The sequence below is a fragment of the Amycolatopsis coloradensis genome, assembly GCF_001953865.1.
GTDB classification, from domain to species: Bacteria; Actinomycetota; Actinomycetes; order Mycobacteriales; family Pseudonocardiaceae; genus Amycolatopsis; species Amycolatopsis coloradensis.
Map to the genome: position 1 here is coordinate 23965 of NZ_MQUQ01000030.1, position 22002 is coordinate 45966.

Sequence of the window (22002 nt, forward strand, 5' to 3'; positions counted from 1 at the left end):
AAGTCCGCTACGCAAAGGTTTCTCAGGTTTGCTTGTGCACCAGGGAACTAGGACATACCGCACTTTTACGACAAAACCGTCGGCCGGCCTCTCGATCGGACTCGCCCGTTCGCCTGATCATGATCACTTCTCGACCACGCTCTGTACCGAGCGTGGTCTCCCAGGTTTCCTGTGGCCACCGTCACACTCTTTAGGATGGATTTAGCCGTTTTTACGCTTTTTGCGCGGCCGCGACCATTGCGGAAGTGATCGCGGCCAGGTCGTCCGCGCCGGAGATGTAGGGCGGCATCGTGTAGATCAGGTTCCGAAACGGCCGCAGCCAGACCCCGCCGGCCGTGAGGACCTCGGTCGCCACCGCCATGTCCACCGGATGGTCCAGTTCCACCACGCCGATGGCGCCGAGCACCCGGACGTCGGTGACCGAAGACAGCTCGCGAGCGGGTTCGAGCCCGGCTTTCAGCGCCGCCTCGATCCGCGGGACGTCGGACTTCCAGCCGCCTTCGGCGAGGATTCCCAGCGACGCGTTGGCCACCGCCGAGGCCAGCGGATTCGCCATGAACGTCGGGCCGTGTGCCAGCACCGGCAGTTCCCCGCGTGAGATGCCGTCCGCGATCCCCGGCGTGCACAACGTCGCCGCCATCGTGAGGTAACCGCCGGTCAGCGCCTTGCCGAGGCACAGAACGTCGGGCGTCACCCCGGCGTGTTCCGCGGCGAACATCGTGCCGGTGCGGCCGAAACCGGTGGCGATCTCGTCGAAGATCAGCAGGACGCCGTTGGCCTCGGTGATCTCGCGCAGCGCGCGCAGGTACGCGGGCGGGTGGAACCGCATACCGCCGGCGCCCTGGACGACCGGCTCGACGATGACCGCGGCCAGTTCACCCGCGTGCCGCTCGATTTCGGCCGCGAGCAGGTCGAGGTAGGCCTGGTCCGGCTCGTCGCCGAAACCGCCGGGAGGCTTGGGCAGGAACAGCTGGTCCGGCAGGATCCCGCGCCAGAGCGAGTGCATCCCGCCCTCGGGGTCGCAGACGCTCATCGGGGTGAACGTGTCGCCGTGGTAGCCGCCGCGCCAGGTCATCAGGCGCCGCTTTTCCTTGCGCCCCACCGACTGCCAGTACTGCAGGCACATCTTGACGGCGACCTCCACCGACACCGACCCGGAGTCGCACAGGAAGACGTGCCGCAGCCCGTCCGGGGCGAGGTCCACCAGGGTCTTCGCCAGCCTGATGGCCGGTTCGTGGGTGAGCCCGCCGAACATGACGTGGCTCATCCGGCGCGCCTGGTCGGCCAGCGCGGCGTCCAGCACCGGGTTCCGGTAGCCGTGGATCGCCGCCCACCAGGACGACATGCCGTCGACCAGTTCGCGGCCGTCGTCGAGGGTGAGCCGGACGCCACTCGCCTCGCGGACCAGGAGGGACTCGATCGGGCTCGGCATCGGCCCGTACGGGTGCCAGACGTGTTCCGCGTCGAGCGCGAGGAGTTCGGCGGCGTCCATGCCGCGACCCTACGACACGCCCTGCTCAGCGCAGCGGCACAGGGAGGGTTTCCAGGCCGTGCACGAGGGTGCTTTCCCACCGGCGCAAGATTTCCGGCTCGGCGCAGAGACGCAGCCACGGGAATCGGTCGAGCAGGCCCCGCAAGGCGATCTCGGCATCCAGCCGCGCGAGTGGGGCGCCGACGCGGTGGTGGATGCCGTGCCCGGACGCGAGCGGCCCATTCGCCGACCGTGCGACGTGCAGCCGGCGCGGAGCGCGGCCAGTCGCTCAGGAGGGCGAACACGCTGTTCGCGATCTTCGGACATCCGCATCGGCCCGCTGACCAGCACGCTGGTCAGCGTTCGGCCAGCGCGGCCAGGGTCGAGTCGTGGTCCCAGTCCTTCGGCCGCCAGGTCAGCCGGAGTTTGTCGCCCTCGGCGCGGGCGCGGATCTCGCCCGTCGTCCCGTTCGCCGTCTCGTACGCCGCGCCCAGCTCATGGCCGAGTTCGGCGCCCGGACCGAGCCAGATCTCCGCACCCTCGCGTCCGACCAGGAAGTCCCACACCTGCGCGCCGCTGTCCGGCACCGTTTGGGAAACGCCTGTCTGCCAACCACTTCCGGCGGTTTTGGCCACTGCTTTCGTCACCAGGCCATCATTCCGTCGGGTGTGCCGTGCGACAGTCACCGGTGCGGGTGGAAGATCTCTTTCTGTGCGCTACCGTCCGATTTCTTCCGCTCTGCTGGTCTCCGAACTGACCGAACGCATCACGGCGATCACCGGCCGCCGCCGGATCGCGGTCGCCGTCGACGGTGCCGCCGGTGCGACCGACACCACAGAACTCGCCGACGCCCTGGTCGATCCCCTGCGGGTCGCCGGTCACGCGGCGTTGCGAATCTCGGCGAACGACTTTCTGCGCCCCGCCTCGCTGCGCTTCGAACGCGGCAAGGAGGACCCGGACTCGCGCTACACGGACTGGCTCGACATCGGTGCCCTGCGCCGCGAAGTGCTCGACCCGCTCGCCGAGGACGGCAGCGGCCGGGTCCTCCCCTCGCTGTGGGACCCGGTCCGCGATCGCGCCACCCGCGCCGAACGCGTCGAAGTGCCCGAAGGCGGCGTCGTCCTGGTGGACGGTGAGTTCCTCTTCGGCGCGGGGCTCGCTTTCGACCTGAGCGTGCACCTGTGGCTCTCGCCCGCCGCGCTCGAGCGGCGGGTGCCCGACGCCTGGGCGCTGCCCGCTTACGAGCGCTACGAACAGGAAGTGGACCCGGTGGCGCTGTCCGACGTGGTGATCCGCGTCGACGACCCGAACCACCCGGCGCGCTACGAACCCTGACCGTGCTCAGCGCACCGCCGCGACCGGGTCGCCGTCGAGCAGGCCGGAAAGCCTGCTCGCCATGGTGTCCCATCGCCAGTCCGCGGCGACCCATTCGCGGCCGGCGGCCCCCATCCGCCGTGCCCGCACCGGATCGGCGAGCAACGCGGCCAGCGTCTCCCTCAGCTGCTGTTCGTCACGGCCGTCGACCACGTGCCCGGTGACCTCGTCCAGCACCGTTTCCGGCGCACCGCCGGAATTTCCGGCGACGACCGGCAGCCCGGTCGCCGAAGCCTCCAGGTACACGATGCCGAGGCCCTCGACGTCGAGCCCTTTTCCGCGTGTCCGCGCGGGCATCGCGAAGACGTCACCCGCGTTGTAGTGGGCGGGCAACTCCTTCCACGGCACCGATCCGGTGATGACCACGTTGTCCTCGACCCCCAGCGCGCCGACGAGCCCGTGGAGCGTCTTGCGATACGGGCCGCCGCCGACGAGCAGCAACGCCACGTCCGGGATCCGTTCGCGGAGTTCGGGCAGGATCTTGATCAGCATGTCCTGGCCCTTGCGCGGCACCAGCCGCGAAACGCAGACGATCGTCGGACGGTCGCCGAGACCGTGCCGATCGCGGATTTCCTTGCCCGCGGCGGCATCCGGACGGTAAAGCTCGGTGTCGACACCGCACGGGAGCATTTCCAGCCCCGCCATCGGGCCGAAAGCGGCCGAAAACCGGGAGCGCGTGTATTTGCTGACGTAGGTGACCACGTCGACGGTGTCGCCGATCCGCCGCAACGCCTGCCGCGACCCGGGGAGCATCGACCAGCCGACCTCGTGGCCGTGCGTCGACGCCAGCACGCGGCGGGCGCCCGCCGACCGCAGCGGATGCCCCAGCAAGGCGAGCGGCGCGGCGGCGCCGAACCAGACGGCCTCGCAGTCGCGGGCGCGCATGATCTCCTTGGCCCGCTTGAGAACGTCCGGTGTCGGCAGCATCAGGGACGTCGGATGGCGCACCACCTCGAACGGGGCGGCGGCGTCGAACTCGCCGTGCGAGCCGGTGCTCGATTCCCAGGACGGGGCGTAGACGACGAGGTCGTCCGCGGGCAGGCGGGTGGCCAGCGAGTTCAGATAGTTCTGGATACCGCCTGGCCGGGGCGGGAAGTCGTTGGTCACCAGCAGCGTCCTCAGCACCCCTGCAAGGCTACTTGGCCCTCCGCACGCGAAAGGGGCGGCACCGCCTGCGCGGTACCGCCCCTTTTCTCGCTTTTCGTCAGGCCGTCGGGCGACGGGCTCCGACGTAGTTGTTCTGCAGCGGCGACACCTTGACGACGTCACCGGTGGTCGGCGCGTGCACCATCATGCCGTTGCCGACGTACATGCCGACGTGCGAAACCGGCGAGTTGTAGAACACCAGGTCGCCCGGCTGGAGCTGCGAGCGCTGCACCGGGGCGCCGAAGGTGGACTGCTGACGGCTGGACCGCGGCAGGGTGACACCCGCCTGCTTGTACGCCCACAGCATCAGACCCGAGCAGTCGAACGACGACGGGCCGACGTCACCCCAGCCGTAGGGGCTGCCGAGCTTGCTCTTCGCGGCCGCGAGGGCCGAAGCGGCGGCGGGACCCGGGGCGGGCAGGTTGGGGAACGCGCCGCCCTTGTCCTTCTGGGCGGCCTTGTCCGCGGTGCTCAGGTTGCCGCTGGCCCGCTGGATCTCCTGGAGCTGGCCGTCCAGCGTCTTCTTGCGCGCCTCGATGTCCGTCGTCAGCTTGGCGGCGGTGTCACGAGCGGCGGTTGCGGCGCCCTCGGCGTCCGCCGCCTGCTTCGCGGCGGCCGCGGCCTGGGCGACGGCGCCGCTCAGGTTGTTCAGGGCGGTGTTCTTGTTCGCGGCGAGGACCTCGAGCGCCGAGGAGCGCTCCAGGAAGTCCTGGGTCGACGCGCCCGACAGCAGCGACGACAGCTTGTTCAGCTGCACACCGCTGGTGAACGACGCACCGGCGAACTTGTTGACCTCGGCCTGGAACGTCTTCTCGTCTCCGGCCGCCTTGACACCGGTTTCCTTGGCGGCGGCGGCGTCCGAAGTGGCCTTGTCGAGCTCGCCCTGCTTCGCGGCGAGATCGTCCTTCGCCTTGAGGAGGTCTTCGTTTGCCTTCTCGGCCTGTGCCGCGAGGTCGCGGTACTTGGCGAGCGCTTCCGATCCGGAAGGGGGCTGTTGGGGGGCGGGGGCTGGGGCAGCAGTGGCGGCAGGCTGGGCGACCGTTACGGCGGTGATCACCGCGGCCGCGGCCAAAGCTCCTGACACCACGCGCTTGACTGGATGCGACTGCACGGTCGCGCGTGTCTCCTTTGCTGTCGGCCACCGACTCCGAAACCTGGGACGAAGAGGTCGGGGGCCCTCTTCCGCGAAGCCGCGTCGCCGACCGTGAGGCCCGCGCGGTTCCCCGCGTTCCCGCCTTGCGCCTGGCCGAGTGCTATCGCAACAGGTTTGGCGCACGGCTGGTTCTGGTGCAACTCCCCGACAAAGCTGCTTCAGTGGCGATCTCGTGTCGTCATCTGGCGACGACTACCGGCCACGAGATCTCGGCCAGGTTACGAAACCACAGGCACCACGTCCACCATGGCAGGCATAAAAACTCTCCGTGATGCGCCGAAACACCATCGGACCAGCATGAGCGGAAAGTTGTGACGGACGTTACATCCAGGGAGGGTCGTGACTACCTACCGTTCACCCGATCGGATCGACCACTCGCCGAATGCCACTGTCGTGGCGTGTCTCAGGCCGACATTCGCCGCTCCTGACCGACGATTTCGACCATCCTGAGGCGCGGGACCATCCCGGCCTCCGCGAGTGCGTCGACCGCCTTCCGCTCGTCGGCGTCCCATTCGAGCGACGGCGGCGCCCCCAAAAGGACACTGACGACACAGTCATGACATGCGTCACCGCGGACCGCGCAGCGGTCGCAATCGATGACGAGCGTCTCTATGTCCGCTATATCGGCGATGGCCTTGTCGTGCATCTCGGGCTCCTCACTTTCAGTGGTGAGGTGCACATTAAGAGCGACCACCGACAGTTTCGGGACCTCTCGGTACCTGCGCCCTGGTCGCCTGAGAACCGGATGTGACTCCGCTGCTGCCTGTAAGGGGTGAGCAGGGAAGCTTCGTGACCGGTATGTCCCCGTGACGAATAGCTGCCTGACCGGCGAAATCTCGACTTCGCCTGGGCCCTGGCGCCTGATCAGAATCGCCACTCACGGCACCCGCACCTTCACACCCGGCTGAGCCGCGACACCAGCACCGCCGAGGGCACCGGGTGCGCGCCCTTCCGCCGTACCGAATCCGCCACCGCCCGGTCCGTGCTGGCGACCACCATCGGCCGCCCCGGCGGCTCGGCCGCGACCAGCGACCGGATGACGTCGTCCGCGAGCACGCCGCGTTCGGAGAACAGCACCCGCACCCCGCGCGGCACCGCCGCGGGCACGGAGAGCACACCGGCGCCGTCGAACACCACGGTCACCTCGGCGCCGGTCCGCGCGGCGAGCGCGGAAAGCTGGTGGATCAGCCGGTCGCGCTGGTCGGAGAGCACCAGCTCCGGGTACCCGGTCTTCGTGACGTTGTAGCCGTCGACGATCACGTGCACGTTGGGCAGCGCGAGATACCGGTCGAGCGCGGTGACGTCCTGGATCTTGCCGCCCGCCCCCAAGCCCGACGTCGCACCGCGGACCATGTCCGCCGGACGCTGGCCCCGCGCGCTCACCGAAAGTTCCCGGCGCAGCCCGCCGACGGCGCCCTCGATCGTGTCCAGCAGCAGCCCGAGCCGGACCTCGTCGGCCTGACGTGCCTCGCGCGCGGACTGACGGGCGATCTCAGCGTCCGTGACGGCCTTCTCCGCCCGCGCCCGCTCAGTGGCGACCCGCTGCCGCTCACGGTCCAACTGGGCCTTCAGCGCCTTGATCTCCTCGGCGCGCTCGGCACCGCCACTCTCCATCTGGGCGTGGACGTCGGCGACCGCGTCCTTGGCCTGACGAAGCTGGACACCTTGCTCTCGCAGTCGCTTCAACAGCTTCTCGACTTCGGCGTCACGTTCGCCCCGCGCGTTGCCGGCGATCTCTCTTGCCTCACGCAACTCTTCGCGGAGCTGGGCCAGTTCGGCCTCGAGCCGCTGGTTACGCGCCAACGCGGCGTCGCGTTCGGCACGCAACGCCGTTTCTTCGGCGTTCTTCGCCACCAGCCGGACCCGGCCCGCCGCGCCCGCCTCGCCCAGCAGCACGGCGGCGGCCGCGGCGGCGACGGAGTCGGGGGCGTTCGGATCGAGGGCGTCGGTGCGGTGGTCGCGCAGCCATTCGGTGACCGCGACCCGGAACTGCGACGACTCCCCCAGCGCGGCGATCAGCGCAGTCCCGCCGAGTTTCGCGCGTTTCGCCGGGGCGAACTTCGCGACCGGGCGCAGCTGCCTCGGCACGTCGGCGACCGGCAGCTTCCCGACGGCGGCGGCCGCCAGCTCGGCGATCCGCTCCCGCACGGTCTCCGGCAAGGCGGTCCAGCCCTCGGCCGGGACCTCCTCGGACGGTTCCGGCCCACCTGACGACGCCACGACCCCCGAGGGGCCGCCAGTGGCGTCCTCGGGCAGTTCGGGCACTGCGGGCTGCGGCTGCATCGCTCCAGCGTAGGCCCCACCGGCCCGGGGCGCGCTCGATGGGACACCGTGCGCGGATCGCGAGATTGTCGGTGCCCACCCCTACTGTGCCCGATCATGGACACCGGACGGCGGCCGGGGGCGGCACAACTCGCCTTCGACGAACTCGGAACACCCTTGCGGGACACCACTTTCGTCGTATTCGACCTGGAGACCACCGGGACGAGACCCGGGCCGGACGGGATCACCGAGATCGGCGCGGTCAAGGTCCACGCCGGTGAGATCGTCGGCGAGTTCGCCACCTTCGTCAACCCGGGGATGCCGATCCCGCCGCAGATCGTCGAGCTCACCGGCATCACCAGCGCGATGGTCTACGACGCCCCCCGGATCGAGCGCGTCCTGCCGGCGTTCCTCGAGTTCATCTCCGGTGCCGTGCTCGTGGCGCACAACGCCCCCTTCGACACCGGTTTCATGCGCGCGGCCTGCGAAGGCCACGGTTACCACTGGCCGAAGACGGCCGTCGTCTGCACGGTCCGGCTGGCCCGCCGGGTCATCTCCCGCGACGAGACGCCCAGCTACCGGCTTTCCGCGCTGGCCGCGCTGTTCGGGGCGAGGACGACGCCCAACCACCGCGCCCTCGCGGACGCGCGCGCCACGGTGGACGTCCTCCACGCACTGCTCGAACGCGTCGGCAACGTCGGTGTCCACACGCTCGAAGAACTGCTGGACTACCTGCCCGAGGTGACCCCGGCCCAGCGCCGCAAACGATCGCTGGCCGAGCATCTGCCGTCGAGGCCCGGGGTCTACCTGTTCCGCGGCCCGAGCGAGGAGGTCCTCTACGTCGGGACGTCGTCCGATCTGCGCCGCCGGGTCCGGCAGTACTTCACCGGTTCGGAGAGCCGTGGCCGGATCCGGGAGATGGTCGCGCTCGCCGAACGGGTCGACGCGGTCGAGTGCGCGCACGCGCTGGAGGCCGCGGTCCGGGAGTTGCGGCTGATCGCCGCCCACCGTCCGATGTACAACCGCCGTTCCAAGAACCCACGGCACGCCTGGTGGGTCGCGCTGACCGAGGAGGCGTTCCCCCGCCTCTCGGTGGTCCGCATGCCGCGAGACGGGATGCTGGGGCCCTTCCGCAGCCAAACGGACGCCCGGTCCGCCGCGGACACCCTCGCCGGCGCCTCGGGACTGCGGACGTGCACCCAGCGCATCTCGGCCACCGCGCCGAGCGGCAAGCCCTGCGTCCTCGCCGAACTCGGCCGCTGCGGAGCGCCGTGCGCGGGATTGCAAACGGTCGAGGCGTACCGGCCCGGTGTGCTGGCGGTGTCCGGTCTCATCGCCGGGACGGACGCCCGTCCGCTGCGGGCCGCCGCCGACCAGCTGGCCCGGCTCGCCTCGGCGGAGCATTTCGAACAGGCGGCCCAGCACCGCGATCAGCTGGCCGGGCTGATCCGCGCGGTCGGCCGGGCGCACCGGCTGTCGGCGCTGGCCGGCATTCCCGAGCTGATCGCCGCCGGGCCGGACGGGAAGGGCGGCTGGGAACTCGCGGTGATCCGGCACGGCAGGCTCGCGTCGGCGGGCGTCGCCCGGCGCGGGGTGCCGCCGATGCCGGTGGTCGAGATGCTGGTGGCCTCGGCCGAGACGGTGATCCCCGGCCCAGGGCCGCTCTTCGGCGCGATCTCGGAGGAGGTCGGCATCCTGCTCCGCTGGCTGACCCGCCCGGGGGTCCGGCTCGTGCGTACCACCCACCCGTGGGCCGAGGCGGCCGTCGCGGGCGGCTGGCAGGAGTGGCTCGACCTGGCGGCGAGCGCGACGGCGCTGGAGCGGGTCGCGGGCTAGGATCTTTCTGACGGGACCAAAGGGTCTCCCCAAGGGCGCTCCGCGCCCGACGGAGACTTCACCTCGCGCGCGCCTCTTTGGGGCCGAAGGCCCACGGGAACGCGATGAAGGGGCGCCCGTCTGATCAAGTTAGCCGGCCTGCTGACTGCGCTCCTTCGGCGCGTTCCCGTCAGCGCGCGACAACGAACACAGGAGGACCCTTTGATCACGGCGATCGTGCTGATCCAGGTCGAAGCCGATGCGATCCCCGAAGCGGCGCAGGCGATCGCGGACATCGAGGGCGTCCGCGAGGTCTACTCCTGCGCGGGCGACGTCGACCTGATCGCCTCGGTCCGCGTCGCGGCCCACGAGGACCTCGCGGATCTGATCCCGGCGAAGATCGGCAAGGTCCCCGGAGTGCTGAGCACGGTCACGCACATCGCGTTCCGCTCGTACTCGAAGGCGGACAGCGAGTCGGCCTTCGACATCGGGGTGGAAGGCGCCTGACAATTCCTTTCCGGACACACGTCGCAAGAGTGATTTCCTGACTCGTCCAAGCGGATCTTGCGCGAATCGGACATCAGCGGTTAGGTGAACCTCGACCGGGATTTCACTGGGGGAATTCCGGGAACTGGGGATAACTGAACATGTACCGAAGATCGGTCCCTTCGGGGATCGCGGCGATGGCCGCTGCCCTTTTTCTGTCCGGAAACCTCGCGATCGCGTCACCGATGGCCGCCGTCGTGGCGACAGACGTNNGACAGACGTCGCCACGACGGAAGTCCCGCCCGCCGGTGTCCTCGAAAAGGCCAGGGCCGTCACGGCCATCGGCGAAGAGATCACCGGTGAGTGGACCTCACTGGACGACAAGGCGTTCGTGTTCCGCGTGTACGACCGGGCCGACCCGGCGCAGTACCCGCTGACCAGGACCGAGGCGTATCGCGTCTACAAACTCGAAGTCGCCGACGCGTCGGCGTTCATCCGCACCGGGATCCACGAATTCGTCGGACGCGACCACGACGAGAAGATCCGGCGCGACCGTGAACTCGCGCTGGCCAGGAAGGCCAGGGAGGACGCGGCGCGCTGGGCCGGGATCACCGCCGACGCCGCGATGCTCGACGGGACCGACCAGAACTTCGTCTACCAGGTCTGGAAACGCGCTTCCGGGCCGAAGGTCAAGAACGGCGCTCTCGACGCCTGGGGCGGCGAAGCGGCGGACTGGAAGACGTTCATCATCACCACGATCTACGACCTGCACACGCGAGACCAGCTCGACGCCATCGAGCGTGAACGCGAGCGGGACGAAGAAGCCGCGAAGAAACTGGAATCCGACTTCGCCCGCACCAACGCGGTCAACGCCGTCCCGGTCCCGCCGAACCCGGCGTGGCTCGGCCTGGCCGACGACGATTTCATCCGCGAGCTGCTCAAGACCACCCAGCTCGCCGATCCGGTCCACGCGGAGGTCAAGGCCGCCGCGCTGGCCGCGTTGCAGAGCAGCGACAGGCTCGTGTGGCGGGCGTACATCGACCGCGGCGTCCACGACGCGGTCAAACGGGACGGCGCCCGAGAACAGGCCGCGCGCGACGAGGCCGATCGCCAGAAGGTGCGGGACATCAGGGCGAAGGCCGAGACCTCCCGGTTGCGGCCGCGGCTGGTCCAGGCCGCCGACGCGGCACTGCGGGGCACCCCCGCCGACGTGACCGCGTTCCTGCGGGACGGGCAGTTCCTGCCGCTGGCACAGTCGCTCATGGCCACCTCGCAAGGGCGGCGTGGCTACTACGTGACCGGCAACGCCGTCGGCGACGGGACCGTCGGCACCGGTGACAACCCGAACCGGCCGACGGGGACCAGGCCGTTCCCCGCGGCGAACTGGCGGGTGGTGACCGGGCTGGCCGACGCGGGCTGCTCTTCGCTGGAATCCACCCGTCAGGCGGGTGTCTACCTCCGGCAGCAGAACCTCGCGGTGAAGGTGCAGGGTCACGACGGCACAGACCAGTTCGAACTCGACGCGACCTGGTGCCCGAACCCCGTCTCGGCCCACGTCGCCTTGGAATCGAAGGCCCAGCCGGGCCGTTTCCTCCGCCATTTCCAGAACAAGCTCTGGGCGGCGGCACGGACCGGGTCCAACGCCTTCGACGGCGGCCCGTCCTTCATGGCCGACATCGCGTGGGCGACCCGGGAACCGGACCCCGAGATCACCACGGTCCTCATGCTCCGGTGGCACAACGACGCCGCGGCCGCCGCGGCGGTGGGCACGCCCGTCGCCCCCGAGGTGTTCGAAGGCTATGACGGCAACGGGTTCCGGTACCGCGACTTCGCCAAGGGCCGGATGTACCAGCACGATCGGCTCGGACCGGCCGCGAAGTGGATGGGCTCGCCGTTCGTCGCGAGGTACGTCGCCTTCGGCGGCCTCCAGTTCTCGTTCCCGGAGACCGACCAGGAGACCCTCCCCGACGGCGCGCACCGCGTGAAGTTCCGGAACGGGGCGAGCCTCTACTGGGGCGACAAGTCGATCGAACCGAAACTCGTCTACGGCGCCATCCAGGACGAATGGATCGCCGAAGGCGGCGGGACGGGTTATCTCGGATACCCGATCAGTGACGAATACGCCGTCGAAAACGGAAGACGCAGCGACTTCCAAGGCGGCTGGATCGTGCACTACCCGGCGACGGGGCAAACGCTGGCCTATCGCCGCTGACCCTTTCCACCCACAACCGAATATCCATTCTGCACCGAAGTGATTGGGGGCTTCCGTGTATCAACGAATGCTGTCCTGCGCCTTGTGCGCGGCCGTCCTGTTCACCGGGACGGTCTCCGTTCCGGCGGCGGGCGCGGCCGTGCCGGGCGTCGTCTCGGTCTCGGCCTCGACGCCGGGTGAGATCGCCCGGCGAGAAGTGCTGTACCACGCGAAATACGGCGTATACGCGACGGTGAAGACCGACGCGTGGGTGGCGCTGCTGAGCGAGGATCCGGACGCGGCGGCCATCGAATTCCTGCGTCTTCCCGACGGCGGTCTCGTCTTCGCGAAGGAAAGGGCACAGAACCTCGACAAACGCAACATCGATTTCCTGAACAGGCTGTTGGAAACGCACACCCGGCAGTATTCGCCGGAGGTCCACCAGGCGGCCACGTACTACCTGACCCAGCCGCCGTCGAAACGCGAAGAGTTCTGCCACGGCGGCGGTTACGAGGCCGCCAAGGCCCGCGACCTGAAGTTCCGCGCCGATCTCGGAGAGCAGAAACGGGCGCTGGTCGAGGAGGACCGCCACTACATCCGGATGCTGGCGCAGAACGATCCCGGCGCGCAGGTGCGCTTCGCCGCTTCTTACGCCGTCCGGACGGGAGCGACCGACGACGACCTGACCGACTTCTTCGCCTGGGGCTGGGCACACGCGGCGCGGCTGGACATCGAGTCGTTCCGTGAGCGGGTGCTGGACCAGAACCAGCAGTGGCTGCACACCATCGCGCGGCTGATCACCGCCGCGGAAGCCGCGGAGAAGGCCGCCAGGGAGACCGAGGGCGAAGCCGGGAAAGAAGCCAGGGACAAGGCCGCCGCGGCCTGGCGGAACGTCGGCACGCAGGCCACACCCGCACAGTCCAAATGGGAGGAGGCGCGTGATTTCTCGCGGCGGCAGGCCGAAACCTGGCGCGCCATCCTGCTCGCGGCCCAGCAGGCGCAGAACCAGAACTGGAACGCGATGATCGACCCCGCGAAGGCGACCGAGGCCGATTGGGAGAACAACCGCTCGATGGCGCTCGACCAGGCCGCGTACTGGGAATCGCTGCTGCGGCAGGCACTCGAAGGCGAACAGCGGGTCAAGAACCCGAGCTGATCACGACCGTCTCTCTCGAGAAAAAGGAACTGGGGTATGCGAAGAACGACTATGTCCACGTCACGGTTGAGCCGTGGCCTGGCGGTGGCCACCGTCGCCGCCGCCTTCTCCGGACTGCTGGGCGTTCCCGCCCACGCGGCCGAACCACCGCCGGGGCAGGCCGTGCCGCCGGCGATCCCGACGGCCGAACCCGACGTCGGCTCGACCACCATTCCCGCCGCCACGCAACGGGAGAAGTTCGACGCCGTCAACGCCATCCACGTCGGGGAACCGACCGACGACTGGCTCCGGCTGTCCGACAAGAACTTCGTCTTCCGGATCTACGACAAGATCGGTATCGACAAGTTCCCCCGCACCAAGGCCGAGGCCTCCCGGGTCTACGGGCTCACCGTGCCCGACGCCTCGGTGTTCATCCGGACCGGCGTCCACGAATTCGTCCAGCGCGATCAGGACGAGCAGGTGCTGCGCGACGCCGAAAAGCAGCATCGCGTCACCACCCGGATGAAGGCGATCGAGAACGCGCACATCGCCCCGGACCCGGCGATGCTCGACCTGACCGACCGGAACTTCGTGTTCCAGGTCTTCAGCCGGGCCACCACCGGGAGCAAGGTCAAGGCGGGCGCCGCCACCGCGTACCAGGGTGACGCCGCCGTGTGGAAGACCTTCATCGAGGTCACCGTCCTCGAACTCGCCGAGCAGGACGACTTCGCCGCCATCGAAAAGGCGCGTCAGCAGAGCGAGGAAGAGGCACAGCGCGTCGAGCGCGAGCTCAAACGGCGTTCGGCGGTGGCCGCCATCCCCGCCACCTTCCAGACCGTTTGGCTGCAGGCACCCGACGACGTCTTTATCCGCGAACTGCTGCGTCTTCCCGAACTCGCGGTCCCGGCGAACGTCGAGATCAAGGACGCCGCCGATCTCGCTTCGCGCAGCACTGATCCGGCCGTGTGGCGGACGTTCGTCAACACCGGCCTCAAGGAGGCGGCGGACCGGGGCAAGGCCCGCCGCGAACGCGAGGAGGACGAGGCGAACCGCCGTGTCGTCCGGGAGATCAGGACCAGGGCGGAGAACGGCGGTGTCCGGCCCCGGCTGGTCGCGGCCGCCGACACCGCGCTCACCGGTTCGCGCGCCGACGTCGTCGCGTTCCTGCGCGAGGGCCAGTACCAGGTGCTGAACCAGTCGCTCCAGACCGTGACCCCCGGGGTGAAGGGCTGGTACGTGCACTCCGGCGGCGGCGACGCCTGGATCACCCCCGGGCAGGCCGGTACCGACGGCACCAAACCGCTGCCGTACGCGACGTGGAAGGTCGCGAACGGGCTCGCCGACCCGCTCTGCTACTCCTTCGAATCCGTCGACCGCGCCGGGAACTACCTCCGGCAGCAGGACTTCCGGGTCAAACTGCACGGCAACGACGGCACGGACGCGTTCAAACGGGACGCGACCTGGTGCCCGAAGCGCACCGGCTGGGGCATCGCGCTGGAGTCGAAGGCGCAGCCGGGCCGGGTCCTGCGGCACGTCGACGCGCAGCTGTGGGTCGCGCAACCCGGCGGTGGCAACTGGTTCGACACCGAACGGCTGTTCAACGAGGACTCGGGCTGGAAGGTCGTCGCCCCCAACCCCGAGGTCTCCACGCCGCTGATGCTGGGCTGGTACAACGACGACCAGTTGCGTGCCCTGGCCGGGAACCCGAAGGCCGCCGAGGTCCACGACGCCGGCGTCCGCTACCGGGATTTCCAGAACGGGCGCGTCTACTGGGGCCCGGAGACCGGCGCCAGGTTCGTCACGGGCGAGGTCCACACGCGGTATCTGGCCTTGGGCGGGCACAAATGGCTGCTGCCGCTGACCCATCAGGTCTCCGGGAGCGGTTCGGCGAAGATCTCGCTGCAGCAGGGTGTCGCGATCTACTGGACCCCGGCGACCGGGGCCAAGCTCGTGATGGGCGCCATCCGCGGCAAATGGGATTCGCTCGGCGCGGAGACCGGTCAGCTCGGTTTCCCGACCAGCGACGAGTACGACATCCCCGGCGGACGCCGCAGTGATTTCCAGAACGGCTGGTCCATCAGCTGGAACGCGGCCGACGGCGAAATGAAGGTATTCCGCCGCGTGGTCGTTCCCGTGGGCTGAGTTCGGCCCGAATCCGGCCGGGGACCGGGAGTCCCGTTCCCCGGCCGGTCTTTCCCTTCTCCTCGACGAAGGTATTCCGAAATGCGAAGAACACTGGGGAACACCGGAAAACTGACCCGGACGCTCGCGATCCTGACCGTCGCCACCGCGCTGACCGGTCTGGTCACCCCGGCGGCCGCGAGCGCCGCACCGCCGCCGCCCGCGCCCGGGGTCCCGTTGGAGAGCCCGGACGCGACGGCGGCCGAACTCCCCGCCGCGACCGAACTGGAAAAGGTCAGGGCGGTCCACGAGATCGAGGTCGGCGAGGCGACGCCGGAATGGCGCAACGCCACCGACATGAACTTCGTCTTCAAGGTCTTCGACCGGATCAACGGCACCGATTTCCCGCTCACCAAGGAAGAGTCGTACCGCGTCTACCGGATCATGGTGCAGACGCCCACCGCGCCGGACGCGACGGCGTTCATCCGCACCGGGGTCTTCGACTTCGCCGCGCGGGACCGGATCGAACGGCAGCGCCGCCAGGACGCGTGGAACGAGACCGTCCGCGTCCGGCGGGAGGCGCTGATCGACGCCGAACTCGCCTACGACGACGTCATCCTCAACGACAACGACCAGAACTTCGTCTACAAGGTCTACCAACGGGCTCCGGCGGGCACCAAGCTCAAGCTCGGTGCCCTCGACGCCTTCGGTGGCGACGCGGCGGTCTGGAAGGACTTCATCGAGAACAAGATCCGGGAGCTGCACCATCAGGACCAGCTCGACTACATCGAGCGGGAGAAGCAGAAGGGCGAGGAAGAAGGCCGACGCGCCGAAGCGGTCGCGGCCAAGAAGGACGCCTGCCACAAGATCCCGGTCGTCGCCGTCGCGAGCTGGCTGCTGCTGCCCGACGACGACTTCATCCGGGAACTGCTGAAGACGCCGGAGCTGACCGACCCCGCGCACCGCGAGATCAAGAACGCGGCGAACGCCGCCTTGATCGCCGGGGCGGCGGACTGGACGCGGTTCATCGTCACCGGCATCGGCGAGGCCCGTGCCCGCGACGATGCCCGGATCCTGCGCGAGCGTGAGGAAGCCGACCGGCAGAAGGTGCGGGACATCAAGACGAAGGCCGACGCGAGCAGGGTGCGCCCGCGGCTCTCGGCCGCGGCGGCTTCGGTCGCGGCGACCGGGACCTGGGACCAGGTCAAGGACTTCCTCGCCAAGGGCCAGTACCTTCCGCTGGAGCAGGGTTTCTCGGGAGTGACCGTGAACACCCGCGGCTGGCACGTGCGCAGCGGTGGAGGCGACGCGTGGGCGACTCCGGGGACGCAGCCGGCGAACACCGTCACCGCTCCGCTCGGCGAGGCCAGCTGGAAGGTCGTCACCGGGCTCGCGGACGCGAACTGCTTCTCGCTCGAATCGGCCACCCGGGTCGGCAGTTATCTGCGGGTCGCGCCGAACCTTCGGGTCCAGCTCGCGGGCAACGACGGCACCGACGGGTTCAAGCTCAACGCGACCTGGTGCGCGCGGCCGGGCCTGGACAACAGCGCGGGCAACGTGAGCCTGCAGTCGAAGGCGCACCCCGGCCGGTACCTGCGGCAGTACTGGGGCGAGCTGTGGGCCGCGCACGGCCAGAGCGCCGAGAACAACTTCGACACCACGGGCAATTACGCGACCGACGCGTCGTGGAGGACCGTCGACCCGAACCCGAACATCTCCACGAAGATCGACCTCCGGCTGCTCAACGAGGACTGGTGGCGCGAGTACTTCGGGCCCGCGGTGACGCCGGAGTACATCGAGAACGGGGTGCGGGTGCGGAAGTTCCAGAACGGCGCGGCCTTCTGGAACCCTTCACTGGGGCCGAAGAACATCCTGTACCCGGTCCTGACCAAATACTGGTCCATGGGCGGGCACAAGGTCCCCGCCAACCTGCCCATCGTCGACAATCTCTTCCTCCCGGACGGGGTCGGCAGGGCGACCCATCTCGAAAGCGGCCGGTCCATCTATTGGAGTCCCGGCACGGATTCGCGGCTGATCTACGGCGCCATCCGCGATCTCTGGGAAAAGATGGGCTGGGAACGGAGCTGGCTCGGCTATCCCATCTCCGACGAGATGGACGTCCCGGGTGAACCCGGGAAACGCCGGAGCATGTTCCAGTTCGGCAACATCGATCACACCGCCCAGAAGGGCGCGTGGGCGTACGCCAGGTGACACCGGTGGCCTCGCCGGGAAACCGGCGAGGCCACCTTTCCTTTCCGGGAAACGAAGACTTCTGGGGGTTCAGATGTCCCAACCCAAACACGCGCTGAGAGCGCTCGTCCTTTTCTTGGTCCTGACCGTTTTCGCCGGGCTGATCCAGCCCGGTTCCGCGTCGGCCGACGATCCACCACCTGTCACCCCGCCACCGACGTCGCCCGCGCGGCCGATGCCGGAGGACCCGTATCGCAACTGGGACGGACAGGCGGGTGTCCCCTCCCTCGTCGGCGAACCGTTCGTCCGTCAGATCGTCGCCGACCACGCGGAACTGGCGGAGGAGCCGGAGGTCCGCGAAGCCGCCGCGGCCGCGCTGGCCGCCGGAACCGCCACCGCGCTGGAGGAATTCCTCGAACAAGGTCTCGACGCGGCCAGAGCCCGCGCCGCGGCACGCGTGGCCGAAACAGCGAGGCAGAACCGGGTCACCATCCAGGCGATGGCCGGCACCGGCGGCCCGATCTTCAAGGCCGAAGTCCAGCGGGTGCTGGCGGGCACCGACACCGATCGCGAGCAGTTCCTGGCCTACGGCAAGGAGATCGCGCAGGAACGGGACACGCAGATCGCCGCCGGGACCCAGGCCAGGGCCGACCAGCTGCGCGCGCGGGTCACCGCCCTGCTCGGCGTCGCCGGGCACCACGTGAAGACCGCGGCGCAAGCCGCGATCGACGCCGGTGACGCGGCGATCGCCGAATTCCTCAACACCGGCTACCTGGCCGCCGCGCGGCGCGACGCCGAAGATCGCGACAAGCAGATCCGCGACCAGGAGGCCGCCGAACGCGCGGCCGACCAGCTGGGTGATCTCGCCCGGCGGTCCGCCAGGGCGATGACCGCGCGCGGACAGCTCGTGGTGGCGCACGGCGACGCGCTGCGGGCGCTGCAGCGGGTCGCCAACGCGATGGTGCAGGCGGGCAACGAAGCCCGTAAGGCCAAGCAGATCCTCGACGCCAACGACGCGGCGGGGAATCACCCGGCGGATTCGTTCACCCTCGTCAAGACCGAAGCCGCGCGTCAGGTGGCCAACGCCCGCACCGCGTCGACCGACGCCGTCGGCGCCGCCGAACGCGCGGGTGTCCAGGCCGCCGAACTCATCGCCGCCGGGCTGCCCTACGGCACGCAATGGGGCGACATGGCCCGGGGAATGGCCGCGGCCGCCCAGGGCGCCGTGCACGCTTCGGAGACCGCGCAGCACGCGATCGACGCCACCGAGGCGACCGATCAGGCCCGCAACGCGCAGGAACGGGCGGAGCGGCACGCGGAACAGGCACGTCAGTGGGGCCTGCACGCCGAACAGCACGCGCAGGCCGCCAAAGCGGTCGCCGATGCCGCGGCCGCACAGGCCGCGGCGGCCAAGGACGCCGCCGTCCGCGCCAAATCCGCTCGCGAACAGGCGGAAACCGCGGCCGAGGCGGCCAAGGCGGCCGCGGACCGGACCCGCGGGCACCGGGAGGAGGCGCAACGCCAGCGGGACCGGGCGAAGAACGCCCGGCAGGTCGCCGAGGCGGAACGCGTCAACGCGGCCAACGCGCGACAGCGTGCCGACCAGGCCGCGGCGGAAGCACGACGGCAGCGCGGCGAGGCCCAGCGTCAGGCCGGAATCGCCGAGGACGCCAACCAGCGGGCGCAACACCAAGAGCGGCTCGCGAGCGACGCCGAACAGCGGGCGGTCACCGAGGAAGGCAACGCGCGGACGGCCCGTGACAACGCCTACGCGGCCGAGCAGCGCAAGCAGTCGGCCCAGGCCAAGGCGGACGCGCTCACGGCGGCCGAGGCGGCGGCCCGCGGGACGACGGCCGAGGGCGACGCGCGCCGGGCGGCCGACTCGGCCCGTGCCGAGGCGGGACAGGCCGCCTCGGCGGCTTCCGCGGCACGGGACGCGGCAAACCGGGCGACCGGGGCGGCCGTGGTCGCCAGGGAAGCGGCGACCGAGTCGACCCGGGCCGCGGCCCGGGCACGCGCGGCCGCGCAGGAGGCCAAGGCAGCGGCCGCGGCTTCGGACAGGGCAGCGGGCCAGGCTGAGTCGTCGGCCGCGGAAACGCACCAGCACGCGACCCTGGCCAACGTCAAAGCCAGCGAAGCGACCTTGGAGGAGACCAAGGCGGCCGAGGCCGCGCGTTCGGCCGTCCAGCTGGCCGAGCAGGCGTCCCAGGAGGCGATGCGGTCGCTGATGGCGGCGGAACGGACCCGGGCCGAGGCCGACGCGGCCTTCAACGAGTCGGTTTCGGCGGCCACGCAGGCGTCCGTCGCGCTCCGGGCGTCCACGGCGGCGAGCTCTTCGTCGGCGGCCATCACCGATCCGGCGAACACCGCGATCCGGGTCGTCGCGCCGTACGCGGGCACGGACATCGACGCGGACTTCGTCATCCTGGTCGCGAGCCAGGCCAGGGCCGTCGGCGACGAACAGGCGAGGGCGGCGCGGGAACGGGCCACCGAAGCCCAGCTGGCCGCCGAGCGTGCCGCCGAGGCCGCCAGGCGAGCGGCGGAGACGGTGAAACCCGCCTTCGAAGCCGCGGCACGGGCGGCGTCGTCGGCCGCGGCGGCCGCGAATTCCGCCGCGGAGGCACAGGAAGCGGCCGCACGCGCGGCGGCCGAAGGAGCACTCGCCCGAGCGGCCGGCGAACGGGCGAACGCGTCCGACGCGGCCGCCAGGGCCGACGCGCAGACCGCCAGGGCCGCCGCCAACGAGGCGAACGCCGACGCGGCCATCGCGGGCCGGAGCGCGGCGGCGGCCGAGCGGGATGCCCAGGCCGCCCGTGACGCCGCGGGCCGGGCCGAGAACGACGCGCGGCTGGCCAGGGAAGCGGCGACGAACGCCGAAAGGTCGGCGGCCGAGGCCAGGGACGCCGCCGACCGGGCGGAGGAGCACGCCCGCAACGCCGCCGCCGCGGCCGAGAGGGCGAGGCAGAGCGCGACCGAGGCCCAGCAGGCCGCGGACCGCGCCGAAGAACGGCAACGTCAGGAAGAGGAGGAAGCACGGCGCAAGGCGGCCGAGGCGTCCGGGCAGCTTCCGGACCTGACGCCGGAAGAGGTCGCGATGCTTTCGACGTCCGATTTCGGGCGCATGCTCCTGGACGAATACCGGCAGGCGAGGGAGAAGGCCCAGAGCGGCGGCGGCGTCGTCGAATTCCTCGTCGAGATCGGCGCCGAAGTGCTGCTGGAGGTCATCGGCTGGCGCGACGCGGAAAGGTGCTTCGGCGACGGCAACATCGAAGCCTGCATCTGGACCGTGCTCAACGTGGCGTCAGTGGTCGCGGTGTTCCTGAAACTGCCGAAGGTGGCTTCGGCGGTCGTGAAGATCATCGACAACATCAAGAAGTTCGTGAGCAAGTCCGCGCTCTTCAGCAAGGTCGTGGAGAAGGTCACGCCGATCTTCAAGACCATCCGCAAATGGTGCAAGCGGCTCTCCGAAGTCCCGGTGGCCGCCGCCAGGACAGCGGATCTCCCGGACTTCACCTGCGGGCTCGTCGATTACGACAGCGGCGGGATGTCGTCCATCGCGATGGACGCGCGGATCGGGTCCGGCTTCGGGATCGGGCACAACATCGCGGTCGCCTATCTGGAAGGCTGGACCAACCCCGACGGCAAATACCCGAACTACGTGATCGGTTACAGCGACGGCGAGGACCGGCACTCCGAGCGGGACATCGTCGAGAAGGTACGGGCCAAGGGAAAGGATCCGAAGAACATCAAGGCCCTGTACTCCGAACGAAAGCCGTGCCCCGACTGCGACCGGGATTGGGTGCCTGAAATGGGGGACGATCTGGTCGTCTCGTTCTCCGTGAACTGGACGAAAGACAAACTGCTCAATTCGGGGTACAAGACGATCCTGCAGGGCTATATGCGGGACGCCTACCGGAAACGCGGCATCCACTTCCCCGGCGCGCTGATCGCCGAGACCCAGGAGGAACGCGTGCTCGTGGGTGCCGGATGACGTCGCCGCGACGGGTCTCCCCCGCCGACCAGGAACGGCTGCTCGCACTGGGCGGCCGGACCGCGGCCGTCCTGCGAGAGGCGGGTTTCCGGGTGATCGCCGAACCGGACCTCTCCGGCCTCAGCGACGAGGGCGGCGCGGCGATCGACGTGGACCTCTTCGGACGAGCCGGCGGCGTCTACGTGAACTGGCTGATGAACGTCACCTGGCAGGAGGAGGTCTACCGGCACCTGACGGCCGGGGAGATCGAGCATCCGAGAGTGCGGCAGCTGAACGCCGCACACGCGGCGGTGAGGGCGGCGCTCACCGCGGTCCTCTCCGCCGCGGGCCTCACCGTGGTGCCGAGCGAGGACGACATGCGGCCGCTGGAGCTGCGGGTCGTCGGCTGACGCTGGTGTGACCGGTCCGTGAAGGCCTACCTACGCGAGGCTGACGATCACCGAGGGCTATCGGGATCGACGATGAAGGAATTGGGACGTTGAACGTCCCAATTCCTTCATCGTCACCACGCCACTCGACTCCAGACCATGATCAACGGAGGATCGGGGACGGTGAGTGTCCCGAATCCTCCGTTGCTCATGGTCGTGCCACACAGTTCCGCGTGAACGGTCCGGTCACGACGACCAGGCGGCCGGCTGTGGAAACAGGGACGTTCAACCTGGATCCA

14 protein-coding genes and 2 pseudogenes are annotated in these 22002 nt (G+C 69.8%); 9 read left to right on the forward strand and 7 right to left on the reverse strand.

Annotated features, from left to right (window positions below; all coding sequences use genetic code 11):
• Positions 1 to 211: 211 nt before the first annotated feature.
• The 3 genes and pseudogenes from BS329_RS38265 to BS329_RS38275 all read right to left on the reverse strand — a co-directional run.
• Positions 212 to 1492: an adenosylmethionine--8-amino-7-oxononanoate transaminase gene (locus BS329_RS38265; protein WP_076168053.1), complete on the reverse strand. Its 1281-nt coding sequence runs from the start codon at positions 1490 to 1492 to the stop codon at positions 212 to 214.
• A 25-nt stretch (positions 1493 to 1517) separates the two neighbouring features.
• Positions 1518 to 1745, reverse strand: a pseudogene (locus BS329_RS44970) (cytochrome P450); the annotation flags it as partial.
• Between the two features lie 103 nt (positions 1746 to 1848).
• Positions 1849 to 2058 (reverse strand): annotated as a pseudogene (locus BS329_RS38275) (SRPBCC domain-containing protein); the annotation flags it as partial.
• 124 nt (positions 2059 to 2182) lie between these two features.
• Between BS329_RS38275 and BS329_RS38280 the strand changes: the two are divergent.
• The gene (locus tag BS329_RS38280; RefSeq protein ID WP_076168055.1) at positions 2183 to 2806 is read left to right on the forward strand and encodes a nucleoside/nucleotide kinase family protein; all 624 of its coding nucleotides are present in this window, start codon (positions 2183 to 2185) and stop codon (positions 2804 to 2806) included.
• 6 nt (positions 2807 to 2812) lie between these two features.
• On the opposite strand, the gene BS329_RS38285 is transcribed toward BS329_RS38280, so the two are convergent.
• The 4 genes from BS329_RS38285 to BS329_RS38300 form a co-directional block, all read right to left on the reverse strand.
• Positions 2813 to 3970, reverse strand: a complete 1158-nt coding sequence (locus tag BS329_RS38285; protein WP_208619356.1) for a glycosyltransferase family 4 protein — start codon at positions 3968 to 3970, stop codon at positions 2813 to 2815.
• 79 nt (positions 3971 to 4049) lie between these two features.
• A complete protein-coding gene (locus BS329_RS38290) occupies positions 4050 to 5102 on the reverse strand; it encodes a C40 family peptidase (protein ID WP_208619357.1) in 1053 nt (350 codons plus the stop codon).
• 445 nt (positions 5103 to 5547) lie between these two features.
• Complete coding sequence (locus tag BS329_RS38295; RefSeq protein WP_076168155.1) at positions 5548 to 5790, reverse strand: hypothetical protein; 243 nt, start codon at positions 5788 to 5790, stop codon at positions 5548 to 5550.
• A 248-nt stretch (positions 5791 to 6038) separates the two neighbouring features.
• Complete coding sequence (locus tag BS329_RS38300) at positions 6039 to 7427, reverse strand: NYN domain-containing protein (protein ID WP_076168059.1); 1389 nt, start codon at positions 7425 to 7427, stop codon at positions 6039 to 6041.
• A gap of 96 nt (positions 7428 to 7523) precedes the next feature.
• On the opposite strand from BS329_RS38300, the gene BS329_RS38305 reads away from it, so the two are divergent.
• The 8 genes from BS329_RS38305 (at position 7524) to BS329_RS38340 (ending at position 21724) form a co-directional block, all read left to right on the forward strand.
• On the forward strand, positions 7524 to 9242 hold the full coding sequence (locus BS329_RS38305) for a DEDD exonuclease domain-containing protein (protein WP_076168061.1): 1719 nt from the start codon (positions 7524 to 7526) through the stop codon (positions 9240 to 9242).
• Between the two features lie 201 nt (positions 9243 to 9443).
• Positions 9444 to 9728, forward strand: coding sequence for an Lrp/AsnC family transcriptional regulator (locus BS329_RS38310; RefSeq protein WP_005154220.1), 285 nt, complete (start codon positions 9444 to 9446; stop codon positions 9726 to 9728).
• A 370-nt stretch (positions 9729 to 10098) separates the two neighbouring features.
• Complete coding sequence (locus BS329_RS38315) at positions 10099 to 11919, forward strand: AbfB domain-containing protein (protein ID WP_076168063.1); 1821 nt, start codon at positions 10099 to 10101, stop codon at positions 11917 to 11919.
• Positions 11920 to 11974: 55 nt separating this feature from the next.
• Entirely contained in the window at positions 11975 to 13054 is a 1080-nt protein-coding gene (locus BS329_RS38320) for a hypothetical protein (RefSeq protein ID WP_143253384.1), read from the forward strand.
• 36 nt (positions 13055 to 13090) lie between these two features.
• A complete protein-coding gene (locus BS329_RS38325; RefSeq protein WP_084750750.1) occupies positions 13091 to 15175 on the forward strand; it encodes an AbfB domain-containing protein in 2085 nt (694 codons plus the stop codon).
• An 81-nt stretch (positions 15176 to 15256) separates the two neighbouring features.
• Positions 15257 to 17365 carry an AbfB domain-containing protein gene (locus tag BS329_RS38330; protein ID WP_076168068.1) on the forward strand — a complete coding sequence of 703 codons (2109 nt, stop codon included), beginning with the start codon at positions 15257 to 15259 and terminating at the stop codon, positions 17363 to 17365.
• A gap of 73 nt (positions 17366 to 17438) precedes the next feature.
• Entirely contained in the window at positions 17439 to 21335 is a 3897-nt protein-coding gene (locus tag BS329_RS38335; RefSeq protein WP_076168070.1) for a nucleic acid/nucleotide deaminase domain-containing protein, read from the forward strand.
• Entirely contained in the window at positions 21332 to 21724 is a 393-nt protein-coding gene (locus tag BS329_RS38340) for a hypothetical protein (RefSeq protein WP_076168072.1), read from the forward strand. Before BS329_RS38335 ends, BS329_RS38340 begins: the two co-directional genes overlap by 4 nt.
• The last annotated feature ends 278 nt before the right edge of the window (positions 21725 to 22002 follow it).

Excerpts from the sequence above, each read along its gene's own strand:
- BS329_RS38340 (WP_076168072.1), top strand. The coding sequence starts at position 21,332 with ATGACGTCGCCGCGACGGGTCTCCCCCGCCGACCAGGAACGGCTGCTC.
- BS329_RS38295 (WP_076168155.1), bottom strand. The coding sequence starts at position 5,790 with ATGCACGACAAGGCCATCGCCGATATAGCGGACATAGAGACGCTCGTC.
- BS329_RS38325 (WP_084750750.1), top strand. The coding sequence starts at position 13,091 with ATGCGAAGAACGACTATGTCCACGTCACGGTTGAGCCGTGGCCTGGCG.
- BS329_RS38335 (WP_076168070.1), top strand. The coding sequence starts at position 17,439 with ATGTCCCAACCCAAACACGCGCTGAGAGCGCTCGTCCTTTTCTTGGTC.
- BS329_RS38265 (WP_076168053.1), bottom strand. The coding sequence starts at position 1,492 with ATGGACGCCGCCGAACTCCTCGCGCTCGACGCGGAACACGTCTGGCAC.
- BS329_RS38300 (WP_076168059.1), bottom strand. The coding sequence starts at position 7,427 with ATGCAGCCGCAGCCCGCAGTGCCCGAACTGCCCGAGGACGCCACTGGC.
- BS329_RS38305 (WP_076168061.1), top strand. The coding sequence starts at position 7,524 with ATGGACACCGGACGGCGGCCGGGGGCGGCACAACTCGCCTTCGACGAA.
- BS329_RS38330 (WP_076168068.1), top strand. The coding sequence starts at position 15,257 with ATGCGAAGAACACTGGGGAACACCGGAAAACTGACCCGGACGCTCGCG.